The organism is Streptomyces sp. NPDC059008 (assembly GCF_042749045.1).
Taxonomy (GTDB): Bacteria; Actinomycetota; Actinomycetes; order Streptomycetales; family Streptomycetaceae; genus Streptomyces.
Window position 1 is genome coordinate 178,826 of record NZ_JBHYJC010000009.1, and the last position, 22,336, is coordinate 201,161.

Here is a 22,336-nt window from a genome sequence, read left to right on the forward strand (position 1 = left end):
GTCAACGACGACCCGCGGCCGAGGGCACGGGAGGTGTCCGCCGCGCCGCCGCCGGCCCGCGCCCGGACGCGCCGCCGCCTTCAAGGTGTGAGCCCGCCGTGCCCGAGCTCCAGGACTCCGCGGCACGGCACCCCATGACCGGCCCGGCCCCCGCGGGACCGTCCCCCGATCCGTCCGGCCAGGGCTATGACCCCCGCTCCGGCCGAGAAGGGCGCCGGGTCCAGGAGGACGTCCCCGGGGTCTCCCACCATGAGCCCATCGGGCTGCGCGAACGGCTCTCCCTCAACCGGACGGGCACCTTCGACTGGGACCTGGACCGCGGGCGGATGGCCTTGGACCCCGGCGCCCTGGAGGTCTTCGATCTGCGGCCCGACGAGTACGACGGCGCGCCGATGTCCCTGATCTCACGGGTACCGCCGGAGGAAGGCCTGCGCCTGGACGAGGCGCTCGCCCAGGCCCTGCAGGACGGCCAACCGTCGTACGGCGCGTACTTCCGCGTCCACTGCCGCGACGGAAGCCGCCGCTGGACGCACTCCCAGGGGCGGATCCTGCACGACGCGGAGGGGATGCCGTACCGGGTCGTCGGCATCGTCCGGGAGGCGACCGGCGAACTGGCGGACTCCGCGCTGCTGCGCTCGCTCCAGCAGGACCGGCAGCGGCAGACCGTGATGGTGCAGCAGACCACCGCCGCGCTGGCCCGTGCGCTGTCCGTCAAGGACGTCACACGGGTGCTCGGCGGTACCGGCGGAGCGCGGCGCTTCGGCGCCGACGGGCTGGTCCTCGGGCTCGTCGAGAACGACCGGTTCAAGGTCATCGCCACCGCCGGGCTGGAGGGCGAGGTGCCCGAGGAGATGGTGACCTCGCGGCTGGACGACACCCTCCCGCTGGCCGATGCGGCGTGCTCACGGCGGCCCGCCTTCCTCAGCACCCGCGGCGAGCTGATCGCCCGCTATCCGCGGCTGCGCCCGTACACCGACCTGCTGCCGACCGGCAGCGCGGCGTTCCTGCCCCTGGTCGCGCAGGACACCGTGATCGGGGCGCTGGGGCTGTTCAACGCCGAGCCGGCCGTGCAGTCGCCGGAGGCCAGGAACCTGGCGCTGGCACTGGCCGGGGTGGTGGCGCAGTCGGTGCAGCGGGCGACGCTCTTCGACCAGGAGCGCGAGTTCGCCACCGGGCTGCAGGAGACGATGCTGCCGCGCCGGCTGCCGGCCATCACGGGTGGTGCGGTCACCGTGCGCTACCACCCCGCGAGCGTCGGCCGGGACGTGGGCGGCGACTGGTACGACGTGATCGCCCTGCCCCAGGGGAGGACCGGCCTGGTGGTCGGTGATGTGCAGGGCCATGACACCCATGCGGCCGCCGTCATGGGCCAGCTGCGGATCGCCCTGCGGGCGTACGCCGGCGAGGGGCACACACCGGAGACCGTCCTGGTGCGGGCCTCCCGCTTCCTGGCCGAGCTGGACACCGAGCGCTTCGCGACCTGTACGTACGTCCAGGCCGACCTGCAGTCCGGGGCGCTGCACGTGGCGCGGGCCGGCCATCTCGGACCGCTGATCAGCAACAGCTCCCGGCACATCGACTGGCCCGAGGTCTGCGGCGGGCTGCCGCTGGGCCTGGCCACCGCCTTCGGGCACGACCACTTCCCCGAGACCCAGCTGTTCCTGGAGCCGGGTTCGACGCTGCTGCTGTGCACCGACGGCCTGGTCGAACAGCCCGGCCAGGACATCTGCGCGGGCATCGACGCGCTCTCCGCGGCGGTCCGCGACGGCCCCGCGGACCTGGAGGCGCTCGCCGACCGGATCTCGGACCGCCTGTGGGCCGACCCCGGCTCCGAGGACGACATGGCCCTCCTGCTGCTGCACCGGCTGCCCGGCCCCGGCGGCGCCGACGCCACCCCGCGGCTGCGGCTGCATGTGCATCAGGCCGACCCGCAGGGCGCCGCGGAGGTCCGCTCGGCGCTGCGCCGCACGCTGGACCAGTGGCGGGCGGGCAGCATCCTGCACAACGTCGAGGTCGCCGCCTCCGAGCTGATCGCCAACGCCCTGACCCACACCGAGAGCGGCGCCCTGGTCTCCGTGGAGCTGCTGCCCGGCGCCCCGCGCCGGATCCGGCTGGAGGTCGAGGACCGCTCCAGCCGCTGGCCGCGCCGCCGCAGCCCCGGCGAGACCGCGACCTCCGGCCGCGGGCTGATGCTGGTCGAGGCCCTGGCGGACCGCTGGGGCGCGGAGCCGCGCGGCGCGGGCAAGGCGCTGTGGTGCGAGTTCGTCGTGCCGGACGGGCGGTACGGGCCGGACGCGGCGCGGTAGCCCCGCCCCGTCCGACGCCACCCGCACCGCCCGGCCGCCGCTGGTCCTCCGCCCGGCTCAGTCCTCCGGCCCGTACCACAGCGTGGTCATGTTGCAGAACTCCCGGATGCCGTGCCCGGAGAGCTCCCGGCCGTAGCCGGAGCGCTTGGCCCCGCCGAAGGGCAGCCCCGGGTGGGAGGCGGTCATACCGTTGAAGAAGACACCACCGGCCTGCAAGTCCCGTGCCAGCCTCTCCTGTTCACCGGGGTCACGGGTCCAGGCGTTGGAACTCAGGCCGAACGGTACGTCGTTGGCGAGCCGCACCGCCTCGTCCAGGTCGGCGACGCGGTAGAGCGTGGCGACCGGGCCGAACGCCTCCTCGCGGTGGATGCGCATGCCGGGGGTGACACCGGCGAGCACGGTCGGTTCGTAGAACCATCCGGCGCGGTGCTCGGGCGGTCGGCGGCCGCCGCACAGTGCCTGCGCGCCCTGGTGGACCGCGTCGTCGACGAGCTCCTCCAGGTCCGAGCGGCCCTGCTCGCTGGAGAGCGGCCCGACCTCGGTGTTCTCGTCCATCGGGTCGCCGACGGTCAGCGCCGCCATCCGCTCGGTGAACCGCTCGGCGAAGGCGTCGTAGACGTCGTCGTGCACGATGAACCGCTTGGCCGCGATGCACGACTGCCCGTTGTTCTGCACCCGCGCGGTGACCCCGACGCGGACCGCCTTGTCGAGGTCGGCGGAGGGCAGTACGACGAACGGGTCGCTGCCGCCGAGTTCGAGGACGGTCTTCTTGACCTCGTCACCCGCGATCGAGGCGACCGAGCGGCCGGCGGGTTCGCTGCCGGTCAGCGTCGCCGCCGCGATCCGCGGGTCGCGCAGGACGTCCTCGACCGCGCCGGATCCGATCAACAGGGTCTGGAAGCAGCCCTCCGGGTAGCCGGCGCGGCGGAACAGCTCCTCGATGTAGAGCGCGGTCTGCGGGACGTTCGAGGCGTGCTTGAGCAGTCCGGTGTTGCCCGCCATCAGCGCCGGCGCGGCGAACCGTACGACCTGCCAGAGCGGGAAGTTCCAGGGCATCACCGCGAGGACGGTGCCCAGCGGGCGGTAGCGGACCACCGCGCGCACCGCACCGGAATCGCTCACGTCGGCCGGGGCGGGGTCCTCGTCGGCCAGCAGCTGCTCGGCGTGGTGGGCGTACCACCGCATGGTCTTGGCACACTTCGCGGCCTCCGCGCGGGCCTGTACCAGCGGCTTGCCCATCTCGGTGGTCATGGTGCGGGCGATGCCGTCCTGGTCCGCGTCGAGCAGGTCGGCGGCCTTGAGCAGCAGCTCCGCCCGGCGCGCGAAGCTCGTGGTGCGGTGCTCCTGGAAGGCCTGTTCCGCCCTGACCAGGTGGTCTTCGATCTCGCCCGCGTTGAGCGCGTCAAAGGTCTTCAGGGTCTCGCCGGTGGCCGGGTTGACCGTGGCGATGGCCATGATCAGCACCTCCTAGGAGAGCGGTGAGGGGGCCGGAGAGGGTTCCGGTACGGGGTCGGGTCCGGGCGGACGGGGGATCGGCTCCGGTTCCGGCGGTATCGGTTCAGGTGGCGCAGGCGGGACCGGCGGGCCGGGAAGGGGCTCCGGGACGGGGCTCGGGGACGGACCTCCCGGGTCCGGGGGCGTCGGCTGCGGTTCGCGGTCGAGCGTGCGCTCACGGTTGAGCGTGCGCTCATCGCGAGACAGTGGGTGCGGATGCGGATGCGGATGCGGATGCGGATGCCGCTGCACGGCGGGCCTCCAAACGACGGCTGGTGGCACATGTGCACATGTGCCCCCGTACCCGAGTTTGGCTTGTGTATGGCCTCATCGCCTGTCCGCTGCGCTTTGCCTGTTTCCCACGTTGTCGGCTGACCCGCCGTGGTGGTTTCTCGCCGTTGCGCCTGCGGCGGGCTGGTGCCGCTGCGCGGGGCGTTTTCGGCAGCGGGTGCGCCCCTCCGGACTCCGTCCTGCGGTCCGCCCCCTCCCGTGGGAGGGGGGAGAGGAGACCGGTGGGGCTGAACGTCAGCATTCGCGTGCCGGCAGTCGACAGACGGGGCCCGCCCCCACCGGGCTGTCTTCCCACCCACCCACGGGAGGGGACAGACCGTAGGACGGAGTCCGTAGGGCTGTCACCGCACCCGACAAACAACCGCCCGCCGCAGGCGCAACGGCGAAAAACCACCACGGCGGGAAAGCCGACAACGTGGGCCGCAGCAAAGCGCAGCGGACGGGTCCGCCGCAGGCGCAACGGCGAAAACCCACCACGGCGGGAAAGCCGAACCGTCACAGAAAGTGACATGCCGCCCTGTGCCCGGGCGAACCCGGTTCGGCCGGAGGTGGCTCCGTCGTCGCGCAGACGGCCTCCGCGAGGGGGCAGCGCGTACGGAAGCGGCAACCGGAGGGCGGGGCGGCAGCCGAAGGTGTGTCGCCGGCGAGCGGAGCCTCGCCGGCGCGCAGCAGGCTTTGCGTGTACGGATGCAGCGGACGGGTGAAGACCCGCTCCGCGGGACCGGTCTCGACGAGCTTGCCGAGGTACATCACGCCGACCGAGTCCGCGAGGTGCCGCACCACCGCCAGGTCGTGCGAGATGAAGACGTAGCTCAGTCCCTTCTCGCGCTGCAGCTCCCGCATGAGCTGGAGGATCTGCGCCTGGACGGAGACGTCGAGCGCGGAGACCGGCTCGTCGGCGACCACCAGCGAGGGGGCCAGGGCGAGGGCGCGGGCCAGGCCGAGGCGCTGGCGCTGGCCGCCGGAGAACTCGTGCGGATAGCGGTCCACCGCGCCGCGGGGCAGGCCGACGTCGTCGAGCAGCCCGGCGATCCGCCGCCGCTGCTCCGCCCGGTCGCCGATGCGCTGGATGACCAGCGGTTCGCGCAGCACGGCGCCCACCCGCATCCGTGGGTCCATGGAGGTGGCGGAGTCCTGGAACATCAGTTGGACGTCGCGCCGGTGGGCGCGCAGCTCCCGCTTGGTGAGGCCGGAGAGGTCGCGGCCGGCGAAGTGGACGGCGCCGCCGCTAGGCGCTTCCAGGCCGACGGCCATCCGGCCCAGGGTGGACTTTCCGCAGCCGGACTCCCCCACGATGCCGAAGGTCTCGCCGCGCCGGACGGTGAGCGAGACGCCGGCCACCGCGCTGACCTCGGCGGCCTGCCGGGTGCCCGGCCTTCGGCGGGCGAAGGGGCCGCCGTGCAGCCGGTAGCTCTTGCTGACGTCGGCCAGCCGCAGCAGGGGCTCCTCCGTACGCACCGGGGGTGCGGCCGGCGCGCGGAGGCCGGCCGTGACCGGAGGGCGGGCCGGGGCCGCGGAGGCAGGGCCGGTACCGGGGGCCGGTCCGGCGGGGTGGAAGCAGGCGAAGGCGTGGGCGGTGGCGGCGGGCGCGGAGGCGTGCAGGTCGTCGGTGAGTTCCGGCTCGGCGGCGCGGCACAGGTCGGTGGCGGCATCGCAGCGCGGGGCGAAGCGGCAGCCGGTGGGGCGGGTGAGCAGGGACGGCGGCAGGCCGGGGATACCGGCCGGTGGCCGGGCGGCGGCGAGGGCGCGTTCGGGGAGCGCGGCGAGGAGGGCCTGGGTGTAGCGGTGCCGTGGGGCGGCGAACAGCGTCCGCACCGGGGCGCGTTCGGCGATCCGGCCGCCGTACATCACCGCGACCCGGTCGACCCGGCGAGCGACCACCCCCAGGTCGTGGGTGACCAGGATCATCGCCATGCCGAGGCGGGCGCGCAGTTCGTCGACGAGGGCGAGGATCCGGTGCTGGGTGGCGACGTCGAGGGCGGTGGTCGGCTCGTCGGCGATCAGCAGCCGGGGTTCGCAGACCAGCGCCATGGCGATCGCGACGCGCTGCCGCATCCCGCCGCTGAGCTGGTGCGGATAGCTCTTCAGCCGCTCGGCGGGGCGCGGCATCCCGACCAGCCGCAGTGTCTCCTCCGCCTTCGCCCGGGCCTCGGCCCGGCTCAGCCTCCGGTGCAGCAGCAGCGGTTCGGCGACCTGGGCGCCGATGGTCAGGGTGGGGTTGAGCGAGGTCATCGGGTCCTGGAAGACCATGCCGACGGTGTTGCCGCGGACATCCCGCAGGACGGGTTCGGGGGCGGCGGCGAGGTCGGTGCCGTCGAACAGGATCCGGCCGCCGGTGACCCGGCCGCCGGGCGGCAGCAGGCCGAGGACGGACAGCGCGGTCATGGTCTTGCCGCAGCCGGATTCGCCGACGATGCCGAGCGATTCGCCGGGCGCGAGGTCGAGGTCGATACCGTCGAGGGCGTGCACGGTGCGGCCGCGGCCGGCGATCTCCACGCGCAGGTCCTCGATCCGCAGGAGCGGGTCGGTCATGGTGCGGGTCCTTTCTTCCGGCAGCGCGTCAGTTCTTCTTCAGGCGTACGTCGAAGGCGTCGCGCAGACCGTCCCCGATGAAGTTGAAGGCGGCGACGACCAGCACGATCGCGATGCCCGGAGGGAAGATCAGCCACCAGTGACCGACCTGGGTGTAGGTGATGCCGGCGGAGAGCAACGAGCCCCAGTCGGCGGCGGGCGGCGGGATGGACAGGCCGAGGAAGGAGAGGTAGGCGACGTAGAGGATGGCGTCGGCCACCTGGAAGGTGGCGTTGACGATGACGGTGCCGACGGCGTTGGGGAGGATGTGCCGGAAGACGGCCCGCCCTCCGCCGCCGCCCATCAGCCGCATGGCGTGGACGTAGTCCCGGCTGCGCAGCGCCAGCGCCTCGCCGCGGACGAGGCGGGCCGGGGAGAGCCAGGCGACGGAGGCGATGATCAGGATGAGGACGGGTTTGCTGGGGGTGACGATCGCCGCGACCACGACGAGCAGGAAGAGCGCCGGAACGGCGAGCGCGGCGTCGGTGATCCGCATCATCGCCGCGTCCGCCCAGCCGCCGCAGTAGCCGGCGACCGCGCCGTAGACCGTACCGAAGAGGGCGGCCAGCAGCCCTGCCGCCAGGCCGACTTCGAGGGAGGTGCGGCCGCCGTACATCAGCCGGCCGAGCAGGTCGTAGCCCAGGTCGGTGGTGCCCAGCGGGTGTCCGGCACCGGGAGCGCGGCTGGCCTGCGAGAGGTCGGTGTGGATCTGGTCGGTGGGGTGGATCAGCGGCCCGAGGAAGCAGAAGGCGAGCAGGGCGAGGAGGAGCAGGGCACCGGTGAGGGCGAGCTTGTTGCGGGCGAAAACGGCGAGCGTGCGGCGGGCGAGGCCGGGGGTGGCCAGGTCCGCGTCCGGCCCGGCGTCGAGGGCGGTGGGCGTCACGGCACGCTCCTGATGCGCGGGTCGAGGACGGCGTAGGCGATGTCGGTGAGCAGCGAGCCGAGGACGGTGGCGACGCCGACGACGAGGGTGACGCCGAGCAGCACGGGGAAGTCCGAGCTCTGGGCCGCGTTCCAGAACAGCAGCCCCGTTCCCGGGTAGTTGAACATCGACTCGACGACGAGGGTGCCGCTGAAGAGGGTGGGGAGGTGGAGGCCGAGGAGGGTGGCCAGCGGGATGAGCGCATTGCGCAGGACGTGCCGGGCCATGACGCGGGCGTCGGACTGACCCTTGGCGCGCGCGGTGCGTACGTACTCCTCGGCGAGGTTGTCGAGGACGGCCGAGCGCATATAGCGGCTGAAGGCGGCGACGATGCCCAGCGCGGTGGTCACGACGGGGAGCACGAGGGCCGGTGCGTCGGCGAGGATGCCGCCGACGGTGTCGGCCTGCGGCGCCTCGGCGGGCAGCAGTCGCAGCTGCTGGCTGAAGACGAGGATGAGGACCAGGCCGAGGAAGAACACGGGGGTGGCGTAGGCGAGGAAGGCCGCGCCGGTCAGGACGTGGTCGGCGGCCCTGCCGCGGCGTACGGCCTGCAGGATGCCGAGGGGGACGGCGAGGATCGCGGCCAGGGCGAGGGACAGCCCCGCCAGCAGGGCGGTCTTGGGCAGACGCTCGCCCAGCAGCGAGGCGACGCTCTGGTTGAGCCTGTAGGACTCGCCGAGGTCGCCGGTGAGCAGTCGGCCGAGGTAGCTCACATACTGCTCGGGCAGCGAACGGTCGTACCCCTGCTGGTGGTTGAAGTGCGCGACGGCCTCCGGAGTGGCCTGCACGCCGAGGATGGCGCGGGCCGGGCCGCCGGGCAGCAGATGCAGCAGGACGAAGACGATGACGGAGACCAGCAGCAGTACGACGAGTGCCTGCCCGAGGCGCTTGATGAGGAAGCCGGTCATCTCGCGGCACCGCCCTTCTTGACGAAGTACCAGTTCTGCGGTGCGAGGGAGAGCGTCGGGTTCTGGTCGACGCCTCGTAGGTCGTTGCGGATGGCGGAGACCTGGTAGGCGGGGTTGGGGGTCCACAGGACCGGGAGCCGGCGGGCCACCGTGCGGCCGTAGTCGCGCATCGCGGCCCGGTCGGCGGAGTACTCGGTGGCCCGGATCAGCCGGTCGGTCTCCGGGTCGGACCAACTGCCCATGTTGGAGGGCGCGTTGCCGGCGAAGATCTTCTCTCCGCTGGGGTCGGGCGGGAAGTACCAGCTGCCTTGGGTGCCGAAGAAGCCGAGCTGCCACTGCGCGCAGAGCGGCTCGTCCGTCCTGCAGGGGACGGTGGTGCCCAGGACGGTGTTCAGCGGCTGCTGCCGGATGTCGAGGGCGACGCCCGCCTTGCCGAACTCGGACTTGATGGCCTGCATGGTGTTGGAGGTCTCGGTCGAGCCGGACTGGGAGAGCAGCGAGAGCCGCAGCTCCTGGCCGCGCTCGACGCCCGCGCCGCAGGCGTGCGCGCCCCGTCCCGGCCGTACGCAGCGCAGCGTGCCGTCGCTGGCGGCCCAGCCGTGCCCGGCCAGCAGTGCCTTCGCCCGCCGTGGGGCGTACGGATAGGGGTCGCGCTCCAGGAGGCCGGCGGGGACCGGGCCGAGGGTGGGCGCGGCGCTGCCGTGCCAGATCACCCGGGAGATCGACTTCTGGTCGATGAGGTGTTGGAGCGCCTGGCGCAGATAGGCCTGACGCAGCAGCGGCCCGGCCGTGGGGTGGTGGAAGTTGAGGACGATATAGGTGATCGACCAGCCCTCCCACGGGTCGATGCGGTAGCCCATCTCCTTGAACTGCGCCGACTGCGCCATGACGGACGGCGGAAGGTAGCCGTAGTCGACACCGCCGGCGCGCAGCACGTTGAATTCGGAGTCCGCGGTGGTGAAGGGCTTGAGGATCACCCGGTCGAGATGAGGCCGGTCCGGCCCTCCGTAGTGGTCGTTGGGGACCAGGGAGACCTGCCCGGCGGTGGTCCACTTCTCGATCCGCCAGGGCCCGTCGACCGTCTTCCACAGCGGATCGGTGGCGAACCGGGAGAACTGTCTGGCGTGTCGCATCAGCCGGGCGAAGGCCCGCTTTGGGTCCTCGTGGCGGGGGTTCCAGGCGTGTACGGGAAGGGCGACGAAGTCCTGGAGTTCATTGGCGGTGAACCACGCCGGGTTGTAGGCGCGATCCAGCCGGAGCCGGAAGGTGCGGTCGTCGACGCGCTCGAACGCCCGGACGTCGTCCGGCATGAGCCGTGGCGAATATCCGGCCCAGTCCTGCTTGTTGTGCTTGATCAGATCGAACCAGAACTTCACGTCGCGCGTGGTGACCGGCGTCCCGTCGGACCAGCGGTGGCCCTTTTTCAGGGTGATGCTGACGGTTTTGTTCCCGTCGCTGTAGCGGGGCGGTTCCGCGAGGCTGCGCGGTGAGTGCAGGGTCAGTGCGTCGCCCTTCGGTTCGGGCAGGAACAGCCGCAGGAAGAGCAGGTCCTGGATGGCGCTGTTGTACGAGGCCAGATAGCCCGGGGCACCGATGGGGAAGATCCAGTTGGGGGTGGAGGCGGGCGGCAGCGCCATGGTGACGGTGCCCCCCTCGACGGGCGTGCCTCCTGTGGCGCCCAGCTCGGTGACAACGTTGCCAGTCGGGCCGCAGCCGACGAGCGCGAAGGCGGCGAGCAGGACGGCGACCGCGAACCGCCCCAGGGGCCCGCGTTTTCGGGTGCTGCGCAGGCCCATGCTGCCTCCGAGGTGGTCGGCCGGTCGAAGAGTGCGAGCAAACTACGGACGGCCGGGAAAAGAAGTCAAGACCTTGGCGAAAGAGCGCCAACCGGGTTCTACTGTCAGCGAGTTGGACCGACACCTTCCTTCGACGACCGAAACAAGTCGCCGCTGCCGCCCTCCTCCCGCAGCCCCTTCCCCGTCCCGGCGAAAGGCGCCCCATGACCGCCTCCGACGAGCCGCCCGGCTCGGCCGCGCACGTCCTCGAACTCGTCGCGAACGGCTCCGCCAGCTCCCGTGCGGACCTCGTGCGCGAGCTGGGGCTCGCCGCGTCCACCGTCTCCACCCGCGTCCAGGAACTCGTCGAGGCCGGGCTGCTGACCGAGTCCGGCGAGGGCGTCTCGCGCGGCGGCCGCCGCCCGCGGCTGCTGCGGATCGCCGACCGGGGCGCGGTCGCCCTCGCCGCCGACCTGGGCAGCCGGCACATCCGCACCGGCGCGGTCGGCCTGACCGGCGACTGCCTCGACACCGACGACCACCCCTTCGATCTGACCGCCGGGCCCGAACCCGCCCTGGAAGCGCTCGCGGAGCGGCTGGAGGTGCTCGCCGAGCGACAGCGCGCGGCCGGCCGTACGGTCCGGGGCGTCGGGGTCGGCTTCCCGGGTCCGGTCGACGCGGACGGCGCGCGGGTCATCGCGCCGTCCCGGATGCCCGGCTGGCATCTGTTCCCGCTGCGCGACCGGCTGGCGGACCGCCTCGGAGTGCCGGTGCTGCTCGACAACGACGCCAACATGATGGCGCTCGGAGAACACCGCGCCGCCCACCCGGCACGGCGCCATCTGGTCGTGGTCAAGGCGGGCCGCGGCATCGGCTCCGGCGTCATCAGCGACGGCCGGCTGCACCGCGGAGCCGGGGGCTCGGCCGGTGACATCAGCCATGTCCGGGTGGACGAGGCCGCCCATCTGCCCTGCTCCTGCGGCAACATCGGCTGTCTGGAGACGGTGGCCGGCGGCGCCGCGATCGCCGCGGCGCTACGCGGCAAGGGCCTCGCCGTCGACTCCGCGGGCGAGATCCTGCGGCTGGTCGAGAACGGCGAACCGCACGCCACCACCCTCGTACGGCAGGCCGGCCGTGACATCGGCGCGGTGCTCGCCGTCGTCGTGAACTTCTTCAACCCCGAGGCGGTGGTCCTCGGCGGCGCGCTCGCCGGCGCGCAACCGCTGGTCGCGGCCGTACGTGGGACGCTCTACGAGCGCTGTCTGCCGATGGCCACCAGCGAACTCACCATCGACGCCGCAGCCTGCGGCCCCGACGCGGGGCTGCTGGGCGCGGGCCAGGCCGTACTGCGCCGAACGGCCGCACACTCCCCGACGTCGCCCCCCGTCCCCTAGGAAGCCCTCCGTACGCCCGCCCGACGGAAAGCGAGGCACCGTGCCCGCATCGACCAGCCCTCGTCCCGGCCCGCGGCGCCGACTGCGCATCGGCATCGGCGGTATGGCCATCGAGTCCAGCCAGTTCTGCCCGCACCGCTCGACGTACGACGACTTCCGCGTCACCCGGGAGGGCGCGCTGCTGGACCGCTACACCTGGACCCGTCCGGACGACGAACTGGCCGAGCTGGTCGAGTGGGTGCCGCTCGTACACGCCGTCGCCGTGCCCGGTGGCCCGGTGGAACGCGCCACGTACGACCGCATCAAGGGTGAACTGACCGACCGGATCAGGGCGTCGGGACCGCTCGACGGCCTGGTCTACGACATCCACGGAGCGATGAGCGTGGTCGGGCTCGACGACGCCGAGGCCGACCTCACCGACGCGGTTCGCGCCGCCACCGGCCCCGACACCCTCATCTCGGCCGCCATGGACCTGCACGGCAACGTCTCGCGCCGCTTCGCCGAGCGCCTCGATCTGCTCACCGCGCACCGTATGGCGCCGCACGAGGACGCCTGGGACACCCGGGAGCGGGCCGCCCGCAAGCTCGTCGGGCGGCTGGTCACCGGGAAGGGGCGCCCGTACCGCGCCTGGGTGCAGATCCCCGTCCTCCTCCCCGGTGAGAAGACCAGCACCCGCCTCGAACCGGCCAGGTCGCTCTACGGGCGGCTGGCCTCGGTCGAGGCGCTCGACGGGGTCGTCGACGCGGCGATCTGGGTGGGGTACGCCTGGGCCGACGAGGAGCGCTGCCGGGCCGCGGTGGTGGTCACCGCGGACGATCCCCGGCTCGCCACCGCCCAGGCCGAATCGCTGGCCCGCCAATACTGGTCCGTACGCCGCGACTTCACCTTCGTGGGGCCGACCGGCGACGCCGACAGCTGTATCGCCCGCGCCGTCGCCTCCCCCGCCCGCCCCTTCCTGATCAGCGATTCCGGCGACAACCCCACCGCGGGCGGCGCGGGCGACCTCGCCCATATGCTCGGCCGGCTCCTGGCACACGAGGAGTTGGCGAGCGGCCGGGTCACGGCCCTCCACCCCGGCATCACCGACCCGAGGGCCGTCGCCGTCTGCTTCGAGGCGGGGGTCGGCGCCGAGGTCACGATCGACGTGGGCGGCCGGTTCAGCGCGGGCACCGGCCCGCACGCCGAACCGTACGAGCTGACCGGCACCGTCACCGCCCTCGACGACCCGCCCGGTCGGGTCTCCGGCGCGCCACGCGGCAATCCGGCGTACGACGGCGGCGGCCGGTGCGCGGCCGTCACCCGCGGTGGCGTGACGGTGGTGCTGACCGAACGCCGCAAACCGTTCCACACCCGCGCCGACTTCGGCCCACTGGACCCGCTCGCCTACGACCTGCTGGTCGTCAAGATCGGCTACCTGGAACCCGAACTGCACGCCATGGCCGCCGACTGGCTGCTCGCCCTCACCCCCGGCGGCGTCGACCAGGACCTCCTCCGCCTCGGCCACCACAAGGTACGGCGCCCGCTCTACCCGTTCGACGACGCGGGCTTCGAGGAGACGGAGCTGGGGGCGGTGGTTCTGTAGCCGATTCGCTGCGCTTGGCTGGCTTCCCACGTTGTCGGCTGCGGCGCCGTGGTGGTTTCTCGCCGTTGCTCCCCCACTGCCTCAAGGGCGTGGGAGGTACCCCCAGCGGCGGGCGGGGAGTCTGTCGGCTTTCCCGCCATGGTGGCTTTTCACCGTGGCGCCTGCGGCGGGCGGTTGTTGGTCGGGTGCGGTGACAGCCCTACGGACTCCGTCCTACGGTCTGTCCCCTCCCGTGAGGGGGTGGGAAAGAGGCCGGTGGGGGTGCACCTGATCCGTCGACCGCATTCCCCCAATTCCCGACACCCCGCGGCCCCCGGACCGGCCGGGACGGCGTATCCAGCCACGCCCTGCGCGGCGACGGCGTACGGATGACAGCAGCCGGGACGCTGAAATCGTCGCGGTGCGCGCCGGGGAACACCGGGTCTTCCAGCCGGAAAAGCTCGATTACGAGAACCAGAAGCAGCCGCTCTACAAGGGCTGATTCTACGTTCACCGGGAGACCAGGAGGGAATTTCATGTCGTTCAAGAACATCTTCGACAGTTCCGGCGCGGGGCGCGTCTGCTCGCGGTGAATCTGTCCGACGGCCGGACCGAAACGATCGTCGACGGCGTGAAGGCGTACGGCATCGGGCTGGACGGGAAGGGCAAGGCCTACATCACCGACCAGGACAATGGGCAGCTCTTCGAAGTCGACCTGGCCAAGAAGCAGAAGCGGATGATCGTCGATGGCCTGGGGGCGTCCGCCTCGGGAGTGGCGCTGGACGGGAACGGCAGGGCCTACACCGGCCACTGGAACGACGCGGGGGACCTGTACGAGGTCGACCTGGCCAAGCGCACCAAGCGCGTGGTGGTCCCTCTTTCCCACGCCAGTTGCGATATCGCGCTGGACGGCGCGGGCAAGGCCACGTCTCCGACCACAGTGGCGACCGCCTGCACGAGGTCCATTTGGACGACGGCGCGCGGCGCGAGGTGGTCAAACCGAAACCCGGCGCCTTCTCCCAGCGTGCCGTCCAGGGCCCCGGCACGGTCGAGGGTGAGTCCGTAGTACGGAGCGGGACCGGGCCTCCGCACATGAGGACTCACGGGCACCCCCACCGGTCCTCTCCCCCACCCACGGGAGGGGGCGGACCGCAGGACGGAGTCCGGAGGGCCGGTCCCGCTGCCGTAAACGCCCCGCGCAGCGGCAACCAGCCCGCCGCAGGCGAAAGAGCGAAACCCCTACGGCGGGAAAGCCGACAACGTGGGAAGCCTGCCAAGCGCAGCGGTCAGGCCTCGGGATCACGCGCGTCATACCGCGCAAACCCCCGTCGGCCCAGCCCCAGCGCCGTGACGGCCAGTACGCACGCCAGGCCGCCGCCGATCACCGCGGTGGCCGGGGAGGTCAGGTCGGCGGCCGAGCCGGCGAGGAAGTCGCCGAGGCGGGGGCCGCCCGCGACCACGACGATGAAGACGCCCTGGAGGCGGCCGCGCATCGCGTCCGGCGTCGCGGCCTGCAGCATGGTGCTGCGGAACACCATCGAGATGGTGTCCGCGCAGCCGGCCACCGCCAGGAAGAACAGCCCGAGCCACAGGTGCCGGGAGAGCCCGAAGCAGACGATGGCCGCGCCCCACGCGGCCACCGAGATCAGGATGGCCAGGCCGTGCCGGCGGATCCCGCCGAGCCAGCCGGAGAACAGCCCGCCCAGTACGGCGCCCACCGCGGGCGCGGCGACCAGCAGGCCGACGGTCTTGGCGTCCCCGCCGAACCAGATCACCGCGACCGCGGGGAACAGGGCGCGCGGCTGGGCGAGCACCATCGCCGCCATGTCGGCGAAGAACGTCATACGCAGATTGGGGCGGGTGGCGAGAAAGCGCAGTCCGTCCAGTACGGAGGCCCGGCGGCGCGGCCCGTCCCCCTGCTCGGGCAGCATGGACGGCAGCCGCCACATCGCGTACAGCGCACCGGTGAAGGCCACCACGTCGATCAGATAGGCCGCCTGGTAGCCCCACAGACCGACGATGACACCGCCCAGCATCGGTCCGCCCATCAGACCGAGGTTGCTGGTCAGGGAGTTGAGGGCGTTGGCGGCGGGCAGCTGCTCGGTGGGCAGCAGCCGCGGGATCATCGACGTGCGGGCCGGGGAGTTCATGGCGAAGCAGACGGCCTGGAGGGCGACCACGGTGTAGAGCAGCCACACCCGGTGGTATCCGGCCAGCGCCGCGGTGGCCAGCGTGATGGACATCGCGGTCGCGCCCGCGGCGCTGTAGAGGCCCAGTTTGCGGCGGTCGACGGTGTCGGCGATGGCGCCTCCGTACAGCCCGAAGACGACCAGCGGGACCAGCGAGCACAGGCCGACCAGGCCGACCGAGAAGGTCGAGCCGGTGATGGCGTAGACCTGCAACGAGACCGCGAGCGCGGTCATCTGCTGGCCCATCCAGGAGATGGTGTTGCCGCACCACAGGCGGCGGTAGTCCGGAGAGGTGCGCAGAGGGGTCAGATCGGCGAATATCCGGGAACGCAGGGGGGTTTCGCCCTTGTCGGGGCCGGTGTCGTCATCGGTAGTTGTAAGGGCCACGCGGCGCAGTAAAGCACGTTGCGGAGGAACGGCGGACGGCAGGGCGGGAATGGGCGCTCACGGCCTATGCCCCTTACGACTCCGTCGGCGGGAGGCCGTACACCCGGCGCGCGTTGTCGGCGGCGATCATGGCGCCCACCCGGGCCGCGTCCGTGTGCGACCACGCCCCGGCGGCCGTCCACTCCCCCAACACGCCGGACAGCGCCGTCCGGAAGAGCGCGCTGCCGACGACGTACAGCTCGGGGAGGCCGTAGGCGTCGGTGGAGAAGAGCAGTTTGCCGAAGGGGGCGAGCTCCAGGAACTCGGCGAGTACGGCGGTGGCCCTCGGGCCGGTGTGGGTGAGGGTCAGTCCGATGTCGGCGTAGACGTGCGGGAAGACGCTCGCCAGATAGGCGGCCTGACGGTGGTACGGGTAGCAGTGCAGCAGCACCAGGTCCGTGCCGGTGTCGGCGGTGGCCCGGACCAGGTCGGTCAGCAGGGCCGGGTCGGCATGGTCGAGCCGCAGGTCGGGGTCGCCGAAGCCGGTGTGGAGCTGGAGGGGGCGGCCGGTGGCGACGGCCAGCCAGATCAGATGGCGGAGCAGGACCGGGTCGGTGAGGCGGGGTGCGCCGGCGGCGAGCCAGTCGCGGGCGGCGGCGCGTACGGCGTCGGGGGCCGGTGGCCCGGGATCGAGTGCCAGCCCGTGGCGGTAGGCGGCGACGCTCTTGAAGGCGACGGCGGTGCGGGCGGCGGCCTGGACCGCGCGGCCGAGGACGTCGGTGAACTCCTCGGTGTCGTGCGCGGCGGCCGCGGTCCGTTCGGCCAGCGTCTCCAGGCGTACGACCGGGTGCCCGGTGGCGCCGCCCGCCTCGGCCGTCTCGGCCGGCCCGGTCAGGTCGCCCGGGAGGCCGGTGTCCAGGAGGTATGCGCCGATTCCGGTGGCGCGCAGCAGGCGGCGCCGGGTCTCGTCGGGGCCCAGCTCCCGGCGGCGGGCGAGGTAGCTCTCGGGTGGGCAGTGCGCGGGCAGGTCGAGCAGCGGCGGGCACCAGCGGCGCACGGCGAAGCCGGTCTGGGTGTCGAAGAAGGTGGTGCCCGCCGCGGGCGGCCGGTCCGACTCGGTGAGGTACCCGGCGAACGCCTCGGGGTCCGGTTCGTGCCGGAGCACGCCGTGGCAGTGGTGGTCCACCAGGGGCGGCAGGCGGTCGTCGAAGCCGGGGCCGGGCCCCGGGGCGTCCGCGGGCATCACCAGCGCCAGCGGGTGGCGGCGGCGATCTCCTCGGCCTCGCTCTCGGCGAAGTGGGCCTCCTCGGCACGCCGGACCGCGAGCACCGCGCCGTGCAGCACCTTGCCCATCGCCTCGTACAGCGGCGCCGACTTCTCCAGCCGGTCGGCGGCCTCGGTCAGCGTGGCGGGCAGTCGTACGATGCCGCGCCGGGCGCGCTCGCGGACGCCGAGCGTGCCCGGGTCCCCGGTCTGCGGCTCCGGCAGCCGGGTCCGGGACGTGATGCCGTGCAGTCCGGCGGCGAGCACCGCGCCGACGGCGAGGTAGGGGTTGGCGGCCGCGTCGAACGTCTTGACCTCGGCGTGGCCGCCGTCCGGGTCGTCGGGGGCGCCGGTGACCAGGCGCAGCGCCGCCTCGCGGTTCTCCACGCCCCAGCACTGGTAGACGCCCGCCCAGTGGGAGGGCTGCAGCCGCAGATAGCTGGCCGGTGAGGGGCAGCCGATGGCGAGCAGGGCGGGCAGGGCCTGGAGAACGCCGCCGAGGAAGGACACCGCGTCCGGTGCCAGGCCCCATTCGGCGTCGGGGGCGCGGTGCAGGCTCCGGCCGTCGCGGTACAGGCCGAGGTGGAGGTGGCAGCCGTTGCCGACCTGCCCGGCGACGACCGAGGGGGCGAAGGAGGCGCGCAGCCCGTGGCGGGCGGAGACCGCGCGGACGGTCTCGCGGACCAGCACCACGTCGTCGGCGGCGCGCACCGGGTCGCCCGGGGCGGTGGTGACCTCGAACTGGCCCGGTGCGTACTCGGGGTGGAGCTGGAGCACGTCGACGCCCTGGAGGGTCAGCGCCTCGGTGACGTCGCGGAGGTAGTCGGAGAGTTCGACGATCCGGGTCATGCCGTAGGCGGGGCCCGCGCAGGGGTAGTCGAGCGCCGCGTCGACGTCGGCGGCTACCGGGCCGTGCTTGTCGGGGGCGCGGGTGACCACCCACTCGGTCTCGAAGCCCATCCGCACCTCGAGGCCGGCCTCGGCGGCCTGCTCGGCCATCCGCCGGGCGAACAGCCGCTGGCAGGCGGGGTGCGGCGCACCGAGCTGGTCGTAGCGGTCGACCGGCGCCCAGGCCCAGCCGGGTTGGGCGGCGAGGGTGGTGACGCGGTCCAGGTCGGGGAAGAGCCGCAGGTCCCCGTCGGGCCCGCCGAGGTGGTCGGATTCGGTGATGGCGTCGTCGGAGGTGAAGACGTCGAAGACGGGCGACATCCCGACGCCGCGCTCGGCGGTGTCCGCCAGCCGCGCCACCGGAATGGTCTTGGCGCGGGTGATGCCCGCGTTGTCCACCCAGGTCAACGCCACGTTGCGGACGGCTTCCGCCTCCAGCCGCGCCGCCACCCGGCGGGCTTCCTCGCGCTGTTCCGCAGCCCGCGTCGCCATAGTGTCGTCCTCACTCGACCGTGCCGATGCCTCGGCGCCCGTTCCCCCGCTGGTGACCGGGGCTCGACGCTCCCCCCGCTGACGCGGGAGGTACCCCCACCCCGGTCAGGGGCAGTTGAACTCGCACCATACGCACTTTCCGCCGCCGCGCGGCTCCACACCCCAGACATCCGCCAGCCGGTCGACGAGCAGCAGGCCCCGGCCGGAGACTCCGGCCTCGCCCGGTTCGCGGCGTCGCGGCAGGCTGCTGGAGTGGTCCTCGACCTCCAGCCGCAGGCGCCGCTCGACGCTGTGCGGCATCCGGATGTTGACCACGGCCTCGCCGTCGGTGTGCAGCAGCGCGTTGGTGATCAGTTCGTCGGCGACCAGCTCGATCTCCTCGGAGCGGTCGGCCGCGCCCCAGGCGCGCACCGCGGACCGGATCATGTGCCGGGCGGCGGAGAGGCCTTCGGGGTCGGCGGGGGCGATGTGCTGGCGGAACCGCCCGACGGTGTCGTGCTCGGGCGCGCCGAGACGCCTCAGCAGCAGCAGCGCCATATCGTCCTCGCCGGTGCGGTCCCCCACCGACTCGCAGAGCCGGTCGGCGAGTTGCTGGACGTCCTGGGGGCCGTCGCGGACCTCCCGGGCCAGCTCGCGCATGCCGTCGTCGAGGTCGGTGCCGGGCTGTTCGACGATGCCGTCGGTGCACAGCAGCAGGGTGTCGCCGGGGGCGAGTTGGACGGTGGTGACGGGGTAGTCGAGGCGCCGGAATTCGGAGGAGATGCCCAGCGGCAGCCCGCCGGCCACCGGCAGCCGGCGGCAGATGCCCTCGGCGTGCCGCAGCAGTGGGTCGATATGGCCGGCCCGGACGATCCGCGCCGCACCGGTGCTCAGGTCGGCGTCGACGTAGGTGCAGGTGGCGAAGCGGTCGGTGTCGAGCTCGTTGAGGAAGGCGGAGGCGCGGCCCATGACGGTGGCGGGCGAGTGTCCTTCGGCCGCGTAGGCGCGCAGGACGATCCGCAGCTGGCCCATCAGCGCCGCCGCCTGGGTGTCATGGCCCTGGACGTCGCCGATCACGGCCCCGACCCGGCCGTTGGGCAGCGGTATCACGTCGTACCAGTCGCCGCCGATGTGCCGGCCCATGCGCGCGGAGCGGTAGCGGACCGCGACCTGGGCGCCGGGGATGCCGGGTATCCGGCGCGGCAGCATGGCCTGCTGGAGGCCCGCGGCGATCTCGTGCTCCTGGTCGTAGAGCATGGCGCGGGCCAGGCTCTGCGCGATGCTGCTGCCGAGCGCCACCAGCACGTTGCGCTCCTGGTCGCGGAAGTCGCTCTCCCGCTCGAAGAACAGGCCGATCACACCGATCGGGCGGCCCTGGGCGATCAGCGGCAGATACGCGGCGGAGTTGACGTTCAGCGGCTCGATGGCGGGCCACAGCCGGGGGTAGCCGTACTTGAACTCGTCCCTGCTGTGCACGTAGCGGGGGGTGAGCGTGCGCACCACCTCGCTCATCGGGAATTCGTCGCCGACCCGCGTGTACTCCAGATCGGGCACATAGCTGCCCGCCTTGCCCTCGGAGACCAACCGGATACGTCCCGCCTCGACCAGCCCGAGGATGACGTTCTCGGCGCCCAGCCGGCTCAGGCCCTGTTCGCCGGCGAGCACGGCGATCACTTCGCCGACGGTTCGGGCGTGGGCGAGGGCGGCGGTGGTGCGCTCGACGACGCTGGTGTGCCGGCGGCGCTCCTCGTCGACCGCCAGCCGCTCGGCCGCGTGGGTGTATTCGTGGCTGGCGTCGCGGACCACGCCGATGATCCGGCGGGGCCGGCCGGTGGGGTCGCGGCGGATGCTCCCCTGGGCGTGGGTCCAGCGCAGCCGCCCGTCGCGCAGCCGCACCCGGAAGTAGGCGCCGTAGGAGTCGCTGCCGTCCTTCAGGGCCCTGGCGACCAGGGCGTCGAGCCGGGCGGCCTCATGGGCCGGGACGCGGGAGCTGAGGCTCTCGGGGCGGTCGTCGTATTCGGACGGGCGCAGGTCGAAGACCTCGAGGGCGGGTGGGTCCATGTGCATCAGCCCGCTGTCGAGGTCCCAGTCGAAGCCGCCCATGCCGTTGAGGGCCAGTGTCAGGTCCGGGTGGGCGGGCCAGTCGTCCGGCACCGACACGGTGGGCTGCTTCGCTGCCCGGTCAGCCATGCCGTCACTTTGCCACATTCACCCGGATTGCGGAGGGTCCAGCCGAGGTCACAAACAACGCGGGGGAGGTCACCGAGCGTGTCCGGCAGGCGACCGGTGCCACCCCCGAGGGCGGTCGCCCACCACGGATCGCGCGGGCGATGCGCGAGGTACGGGCCGCGGTGCGGGCGGATTGTCAGTGGGTCCTCCTACGCTGGAGACCGCAACGGCAGGAGGGTCCGCAAGCGGTTCCTCCGCGACCGAAGGGACCCGACCATGAGCACCGTCCGAGGCCACCGGATCGAGATCGATCAGGGCACCGACCACGTCCGCGTCACGGTCGGCGGGCAGCTGCTGGCCGAGAGCCGCCGCCCGCTGCTGCTCTCCGAGACCGGCTGCCCGGTGCGCTACTACCTCCCGCCGGAGGACGTGCGCACCGACCTGCTGACCCCCTCCGAGACCCACACCGTCTGCCCGTTCAAGGGCACCGCCTCCTACTGGTCACTTCCCGGTGGCCCGCAGGACATCGCGTGGGCCTACCCTGAGCCGCACCCCGAGGTCGCGCAGATCAAGGACCATCTCTGCTTCTACGAGGTCGAGTTGGGGTGAGCCGGGCCGCCGCCGCGCCCAGTGGGTCGACACCGGGCGGGCCGGGCGGGAGACATCGGCAGGTCGGGTAGGAAAGTTTCCTAACAATAACGCCCAGATTCTTGACGCGTACATGGCCCGACGCCAGGATTCCTCGGGACGGCTCCCCCACGCCGACCCAGGAGACGGATATGACCTCCCCTCGCGCCGACATGCCCGTACAGCCGCCCCGGCGGCGCACGCCCCCGACCGGCAGCCGCCGATGGGGAATCCCCGTCGCCGCGGGCGCGGCGCTCGCGCTCGTCGGCGGTGTGGCGCTGTGGTCGAACGCCGGGCGGGCCGATGCCGCGCCCGAGCGGGCGGCGGGCGCGCACGCCGCCGGGTTCACCGCCGTCGCGGCCGGCGATATCGCCGAGCGGTGCACGGCGAGCGACAGCGACTGCGAACACCCCAAGACCGCAGCGCTGGTGAAGCAGATCGACCCCGCGTTCGTGCTGACCATGGGCGACAACCAGTACGACGACGCCCGGCTCAAGGACTTCAAGCGCTACTACGACACGAGCTGGGGCGCCTTCAAGAGCAAGACGCACCCGGCCCCCGGAAACCACGAGACCTACGACCCGGAGGGCGAACTGGCCGGCTACAAGGCCTACTTCGGGACGGTCGCCTACCCCAAGGGCAAGAGCTACTACAGCTTCGACCAGGACGGCTGGCACTTCATCGCGCTCGACTCCAACAGCCTGGACCGGGCGCAGACCGACTGGCTCAAGGCCGACCTCGCCGCCAACTCCAAGAAGTGCGTGGCCGCCTACTGGCACCACCCGCTCTTCTCGTCCGGCGAGCACGGCAACGACCCGGTCAGCCGCCCGGTGTGGAAACTGCTCCAGGACGCCAAGGCCGAGCTGGTCCTCAACGGCCACGATCACCACTACGAGCGCTTCGCACCGCAGAACGCGGACGGCAAGGCCGACGAGAACGGAATCGTCGAACTCCTCGCCGGGATGGGCGGAGCCAACCCGTACAAGATCGAGGAGGTCCAGCCGAACAGCGAGAAGCGGCTCACCGACACCTTCGGAGTGGTGAAGCTGAACTTCACCGACACCGGCTTCTCCTGGGAGCTGGTGGGCACGGACGGGCAGACGAAGGACCGCAGCCCCGCCTACCAGTGCCACTGACCAAC

The 22,336-nt window shown here is 72.7% G+C and carries 15 protein-coding genes; 6 read left to right on the forward strand and 9 right to left on the reverse strand.

Annotated features, from left to right (window positions below; genetic code table 11):
- Positions 1 to 134 precede the first annotated feature (134 nt).
- Positions 135 to 2,306 (forward strand): SpoIIE family protein phosphatase, encoded by a 2,172-nt coding sequence (locus ACFWZH_RS14560; RefSeq protein WP_384429695.1) that lies wholly within the window; start codon positions 135 to 137, stop codon positions 2,304 to 2,306.
- Between the two features lie 57 nt (positions 2,307 to 2,363).
- Here the strand turns inward: ACFWZH_RS14560 and ACFWZH_RS14565 are convergent, their stop codons facing one another.
- From ACFWZH_RS14565 to ACFWZH_RS14585, 5 genes are all read right to left on the reverse strand, one after another.
- Positions 2,364 to 3,761, reverse strand: coding sequence for an NADP-dependent succinic semialdehyde dehydrogenase (locus tag ACFWZH_RS14565; protein ID WP_384429538.1), 1,398 nt, complete (start codon positions 3,759 to 3,761; stop codon positions 2,364 to 2,366).
- A gap of 825 nt (positions 3,762 to 4,586) precedes the next feature.
- Positions 4,587 to 6,623 (reverse strand): dipeptide ABC transporter ATP-binding protein, encoded by a 2,037-nt coding sequence (locus ACFWZH_RS14570; RefSeq protein ID WP_384429541.1) that lies wholly within the window; start codon positions 6,621 to 6,623, stop codon positions 4,587 to 4,589.
- A 28-nt stretch (positions 6,624 to 6,651) separates the two neighbouring features.
- On the reverse strand, positions 6,652 to 7,545 hold the full coding sequence (locus tag ACFWZH_RS14575; RefSeq protein WP_384429544.1) for an ABC transporter permease: 894 nt from the start codon (positions 7,543 to 7,545) through the stop codon (positions 6,652 to 6,654).
- Positions 7,542 to 8,492, reverse strand: coding sequence for an ABC transporter permease (locus ACFWZH_RS14580; protein ID WP_384429547.1), 951 nt, complete (start codon positions 8,490 to 8,492; stop codon positions 7,542 to 7,544). Before ACFWZH_RS14580 ends, ACFWZH_RS14575 begins: the two co-directional genes overlap by 4 nt.
- Positions 8,489 to 10,288 (reverse strand): peptide ABC transporter substrate-binding protein, encoded by a 1,800-nt coding sequence (locus ACFWZH_RS14585; RefSeq protein ID WP_384429550.1) that lies wholly within the window; start codon positions 10,286 to 10,288, stop codon positions 8,489 to 8,491. The genes ACFWZH_RS14580 and ACFWZH_RS14585 overlap by 4 nt, the downstream gene beginning before the upstream one ends.
- Positions 10,289 to 10,491: 203 nt before the next feature.
- Between ACFWZH_RS14585 and ACFWZH_RS14590 the strand changes: the two genes are divergently transcribed.
- The 3 genes from ACFWZH_RS14590 to ACFWZH_RS14600 all read left to right on the forward strand — a co-directional run bounded on the left by ACFWZH_RS14590 (position 10,492) and on the right by ACFWZH_RS14600 (position 14,288).
- Positions 10,492 to 11,661: an ROK family protein gene (locus ACFWZH_RS14590; RefSeq protein WP_384429553.1), complete on the forward strand. Its 1,170-nt coding sequence runs from the start codon at positions 10,492 to 10,494 to the stop codon at positions 11,659 to 11,661.
- A gap of 103 nt (positions 11,662 to 11,764) precedes the next feature.
- Entirely contained in the window at positions 11,765 to 13,243 is a 1,479-nt protein-coding gene (locus tag ACFWZH_RS14595; RefSeq protein ID WP_384429698.1) for a M81 family metallopeptidase, read from the forward strand.
- A gap of 568 nt (positions 13,244 to 13,811) precedes the next feature.
- Entirely contained in the window at positions 13,812 to 14,288 is a 477-nt protein-coding gene (locus ACFWZH_RS14600; protein WP_384429556.1) for a hypothetical protein, read from the forward strand.
- 220 nt (positions 14,289 to 14,508) lie between these two features.
- Here ACFWZH_RS14600 and ACFWZH_RS14605 read toward each other — a convergent pair whose 3' ends face one another.
- The 4 genes from ACFWZH_RS14605 to ACFWZH_RS14620 form a co-directional block, all read right to left on the reverse strand.
- Positions 14,509 to 15,798, reverse strand: coding sequence for an MFS transporter (locus ACFWZH_RS14605; RefSeq protein ID WP_384429559.1), 1,290 nt, complete (start codon positions 15,796 to 15,798; stop codon positions 14,509 to 14,511).
- Between the two features lie 73 nt (positions 15,799 to 15,871).
- The gene (locus tag ACFWZH_RS14610; protein ID WP_384429562.1) at positions 15,872 to 17,020 is read right to left on the reverse strand and encodes an amidohydrolase family protein; all 1,149 of its coding nucleotides are present in this window, start codon (positions 17,018 to 17,020) and stop codon (positions 15,872 to 15,874) included.
- Positions 17,020 to 18,420: a glutamine synthetase family protein gene (locus tag ACFWZH_RS14615; RefSeq protein ID WP_384429565.1), complete on the reverse strand. Its 1,401-nt coding sequence runs from the start codon at positions 18,418 to 18,420 to the stop codon at positions 17,020 to 17,022. Before ACFWZH_RS14615 ends, ACFWZH_RS14610 begins: the two co-directional genes overlap by 1 nt.
- A 105-nt stretch (positions 18,421 to 18,525) precedes the next feature.
- The gene (locus tag ACFWZH_RS14620; protein WP_384429568.1) at positions 18,526 to 20,589 is read right to left on the reverse strand and encodes a SpoIIE family protein phosphatase; all 2,064 of its coding nucleotides are present in this window, start codon (positions 20,587 to 20,589) and stop codon (positions 18,526 to 18,528) included.
- 255 nt (positions 20,590 to 20,844) lie between these two features.
- Here ACFWZH_RS14620 and ACFWZH_RS14625 point away from each other — a divergent pair, with 255 nt between their 5' ends.
- Together ACFWZH_RS14625 and ACFWZH_RS14630 are read left to right on the forward strand one after the other, a co-directional pair.
- Positions 20,845 to 21,177: a DUF427 domain-containing protein gene (locus ACFWZH_RS14625; protein WP_384429571.1), complete on the forward strand. Its 333-nt coding sequence runs from the start codon at positions 20,845 to 20,847 to the stop codon at positions 21,175 to 21,177.
- Between the two features lie 170 nt (positions 21,178 to 21,347).
- Complete coding sequence (locus ACFWZH_RS14630) at positions 21,348 to 22,331, forward strand: metallophosphoesterase family protein (protein ID WP_384429574.1); 984 nt, start codon at positions 21,348 to 21,350, stop codon at positions 22,329 to 22,331.
- The last annotated feature ends 5 nt before the right edge of the window (positions 22,332 to 22,336 follow it).